The sequence below is a fragment of the Methanospirillum hungatei genome (genome assembly GCF_020216685.1).
Lineage (GTDB): Archaea > Halobacteriota > Methanomicrobia > Methanomicrobiales > Methanospirillaceae > Methanospirillum > Methanospirillum hungatei_B.
In genome coordinates, this window is the sequence record NZ_JAIWNS010000266.1 from 1 (window position 1) to 4,557 (window position 4,557).

A 4,557-nucleotide genomic window follows, 5' to 3' on the forward strand; every position below is an offset into this window, starting at 1 on the left:
GAACGTTAATTTGTGCCAGATTATTATTAACAAAAAGGAAGTTCTATGAGAGTTAACACCCATTCTAAATTATTTCAAGGATTGAGTCATTCATGAATGGAGTTTAAGAGTTCATTTTTAAATTTTAAAGAGATTATATAGAGAGTTTAAACATAATTTGTCCGACATAAATTTTTGACAGTGGCGTATATTATGAACACTATATGCATAACCTGCGAGCAGTAATCAATAACCTATTATGATATAAAAACAAATAATTTGTATCAAATTAAATATTTTTTTAGTAAGAACATACGAGATTTTAAAGGAGAGTATAAATGGCTAAATTTCAACCAAATACCATCCAGATAAAGATTTCAACACCATCAACATAGTATAGGATCCTTGTTGGATTATGCGTTATTGTTTATTCGTAGTTCAGTTTAACAGCCCTTCCTGCACAATTTGCAGAAGATTTACTGGTAATCCGATATATGATAAAATTTACCAAAATCATGAAAATAGTAAATGAACAACTTCCTGGCGCTGACACACTGTCGACATACTTTTCAGCGAATTATCAAAGTTATCAGCGCTCACGTGAATATGCAACCGAATTTTTCAAACTGGTACTACCTCAAAAGCCTGATTTTTTAGGATTGTTCATAGAATTTGTTCAAATTACGTTGTCAAATCTTGCAAAATTCCAGATCTGATCTTTATGTATTCTATCCTGTGTGTTGATGATGAACCAATAATCCTGGAACTCATCAGTTTATTCTTCCCGAAATTTGGTGAATTTTCCATAGACCTGGCTGAAGATCCGGATACCGGCCTGATGATGCATCAGGAAAAGAAATATGATGCAATTATTTCAGATTTTGACATGCCTGGATCCAATGGCATATCATTTCTGATAAATCTTCGTTCATCTGGGGATAAAACACCATTTATCCTTTTTACCGGGAAAAGCAGGGAAGAAATAGTGGTTGATGCCCTGAATTGGGGTGCTGATCACTACCTGCATAAAAGTGGAAGTACTGATCAATTCCGTGAACTTGCCCATGTTACCATACATGCTATCCAGCGGCACCAATCAATTGAAGAAGTAAAACGATCCAGGCAGGAGATGAAAGATATCATCAGCCATCTACCGGATCCAACATTCGCAATCAATACAAACGGAACGGTAATCGCCTGGAATGAAGCAATGGTTACATTAACCGGCGTAGACGCTGAATCTATGCTGGGGAAAGGAGATTATGCTTACGCAATTCCCTTTTTTGGTGAAAAAAGGCCGCTATTATTGAATTATCTTCTCTCAAATAACCTTCCGGAACCTGGAAAATATCAGAAAGTTGTGCGAAATCATACAGGAATAACCGGTACCTGCTCTATTCTGATTGATGGGAAGGAGAGGATATTCTGGATTAAAGCTACCCTCCTTCGGGATTCTGAAAGGAATATTACCGGAGCGATAGAATCTCTCCGGGATACAACAGAGAGGGTACGGCTTCTTCGGTCAATGCGGGATTCCAGAAGAAATCTTGAAAACATTATCAATCATCTTCCAGATGCAGCATTTGTCATAGATCATACGGGAACGGTACTTGCATGGAATAAAGAGATGGAACGGATTACCGGAGTCCCTCAGGGTGCTGCCATTGGAAATGGTAATGGAATTCATACATTATCTCTGTATGGTGACAGACAAAAGACACTGGCTGATCATCTGTTATCTGGAACAAAACCCTCATCGGAAGATTATGAATTCCTCAATTTTAATGAGAATAGTATAACCGGATTGTCAGATGGACGTTTTCTCTCCAAGGACCCGGGTTCATACCTGAAAACAGCTTCAGTCCTTCATGATACATCAGGAGAAATTTTTGGTGTAATCGAAACGATTCGGGATGTAACGCCATTAAGAACCATGGAAAAGGAACTCATCCGACAGCAGGAAGCCCTTACCCAGTCGTATGAAGAACTTGAACTTGCACAGGAAGAACTACGGGAGAGTTACCAGACTCTTGCAGAATGGCAAGAGGCACTTGAAGAGAGTGAACAAAAATATCGCACCCTTGTTGAAAACAGTAATGATGGGATCTTTATCATTCAGGATTACCGGATACTCTATATGAACCCGACCTGTGCAGATATGACCGGGTATGGAGAAGGAGATCTCTACCGAATGGAGATATGGGATATCATTCTTCCGGAAGATCGGGAGGCGATGATTCAGAGCATTGAGAATTCAATAAAAGAAAAAGAGCAAACATTCAGACATACAGCAAGGATATTGTCCCGTACGGGGGATGTAAAAACGGTAGAATTTGCTTTTGGTATTGTGGAATACAAGGGGAAAGATGCCCTGCTCGGAAGAGGAAGGGACATTTCTGAAAAAATCAGGATTCAACAGGCACTCGAACGGGCAAATAAAAAACTCCTTCTCATGTCTGGTATAACACGCCATGACATTAAAAATCACCTGACATCACTACTGGGTGCACTCTCTCTTGCTGGAGAATCAGATCTGAGTGAAGAAACCCGGCATCTTATCAATATGGCCATGAATGCTGCAAAATATATTGATCGCGACATCTCATTCACTTCAACATACCAGGATATTGGTTCCGCTGCTCCGGAATGGATGTCTGTCCAAAAAGAGTTTTTAGCACTATCATCACTCATGCAATCAAATGGGATCACGTTTTTTTCTACAATACCAGAATCTATCGAGATCTACGTGGATTCATTGTTTCCAAAAGTCTGCTACAATCTAATAGAGAATGCAATCCGCCATGGGAATATCTCACAGATCACGCTCTCTTCACAGGAAAAGAACGGTTCATTATACATCTATGTGTGCGATGACGGAACCGGCATTCCGGAAGAGGAGAAATCAAAGATTTTTCTCAGGGGTCATGGAAAAAATACCGGAATGGGATTATTTCTGAGCCGTGACATCCTCGACATTACGGATATTTCCATATGTGAGATCGGGAAAGAGGGGTGCGGAGCCATGTTTCAAATCAATATTCCGCCCGGAGGATACCGTTCTGGAGAGGAGATTCTTGCTGTGACTGAAGGAAAAAACTGAACGAAATCAATCCATGAAAGAAATTATCAATATATCCGGCTATTCCGTTGATTTGGAACGGTATAACTACTCCTGGGAGGAAGTCAGGAGATTTGTGAAGAATATGGGATGCTCCGGGGTTGAACTCCTGATAGGTGGTGAATATGACGAAAAAATCCCAAAAGATCTTATAACATCGGTTCACCTTCCCGGCTGGCTTGGATGGGTACGCCTCTGGCGGGAACCTGAATCTGTTCCTCCTGATTGTGATCCCTCAAAGCAGGCGTATTACTATGGGGCTGCAACGCCTGAGGCACTTATCCGGGTATTTTGTGATAATCTTGATACAGCTGCAAACCTGGGTGCAGCATATGCTGTGTTTCATATCACTCATATTGAACTTGACGAATTTTTCACCCGGAACCACCGGTATTCCTATCAGGAAGTTCTCTCATCAGCTGCCTCATTTTTAAATACCGTCTGTAGGAAGTATCCGGGTGGTGAACCTCCGGTGACTATTGGATTTGAGAATCTCTGGTGGCCGGGCCTGACGTTCCTTTCACAGGCTGAAGTGGATTTTTTTACTCAGCAACTCGATTTTCATAACTGGATCTTTGTCCTTGATACGGGACATATGATGAATGCAGGAGATATCCGGACTGAACAGGATGGTATTGTATATGTTTTGTCAGCTCTTGACGGGTTATCTAAGAGAACGATACAGCGGATTCGATCAGTTCATTTCCAATGCAGCATATCCGGGGCATATCAGAGAGAACACTTTTTCAGGGAACCCCCATCCGGTTTTTCAACTCTCTCATATGGAGATCAGATCTCTCTCCTGATGCCCATGGTTGCAAACCTTGATGAGCACCGGCCATTTTCAGATCCCTGGTGTAAACGGATTATTGATCTGATTCATCCTGACTACCTGGTTCATGAATTTCTCAGTCGATCAAGAGATGAGTTTCAGGAAAAGATTATGACTCAGAAAAATACTCTGAAAAGAGGAATGGAAGTTACAATTCCCTGATTTTTGGGGCAATCTCCTCTAACAGATCCCACAGACGCGGACCGGCACGATCTGCAATATCACTGTCAACCATGATGGTCTTATTTGAAGCAATTGCTGACAACCCGGATAATCGGGGTTCATTTACGAAATAATCCAAAATATCTGTCTTATCACTTCCCATCCCGCTTCCGGAATTAACTATGATGATATCCGGTTTCTTACTGATAAATTCCTCAATATTAGCGATTGCATGACTGTTCTTATCTGAAAACGCATTCACTCCCCCGGCAATCTGAATCAGTTCATCCTGAAATGTTCCTTTCCCGCTCACGTAGATCGGATCATACCAGATGACATGGGCAATAACCGGTTTTTTCGTAAAGGCTTCTCCCTCTTTCCGGACTTTTTCTTCCCTGGCTTTCAGTTCAGCAATTATTTCCGATGCCGTATCAGATGTTCCGGTGATATATCCCAGTTTTTCAAA

At 41.2% G+C, this 4,557-nt stretch carries 3 protein-coding genes; 2 read left to right on the forward strand and 1 reads right to left on the reverse strand.

The features are described from left to right. The first annotated feature begins 700 nt into the window (after positions 1 to 700). Positions 701 to 3,079, forward strand: coding sequence for a PAS domain S-box protein (locus tag LDL35_RS14610; RefSeq protein WP_304023756.1), 2,379 nt, complete (start codon positions 701 to 703; stop codon positions 3,077 to 3,079). A gap of 13 nt (positions 3,080 to 3,092) precedes the next feature. Beyond that, positions 3,093 to 4,091, forward strand: coding sequence for a TIM barrel protein (locus LDL35_RS14615; protein ID WP_304023758.1), 999 nt, complete (start codon positions 3,093 to 3,095; stop codon positions 4,089 to 4,091). Here LDL35_RS14615 and LDL35_RS14620 read toward each other — a convergent pair. After that, a partial coding sequence (locus LDL35_RS14620; RefSeq protein ID WP_304023760.1) for an ABC transporter substrate-binding protein occupies positions 4,078 to 4,557 on the reverse strand: 480 nt, incomplete at its 5' end. The genes LDL35_RS14615 and LDL35_RS14620 overlap by 14 nt on opposite strands.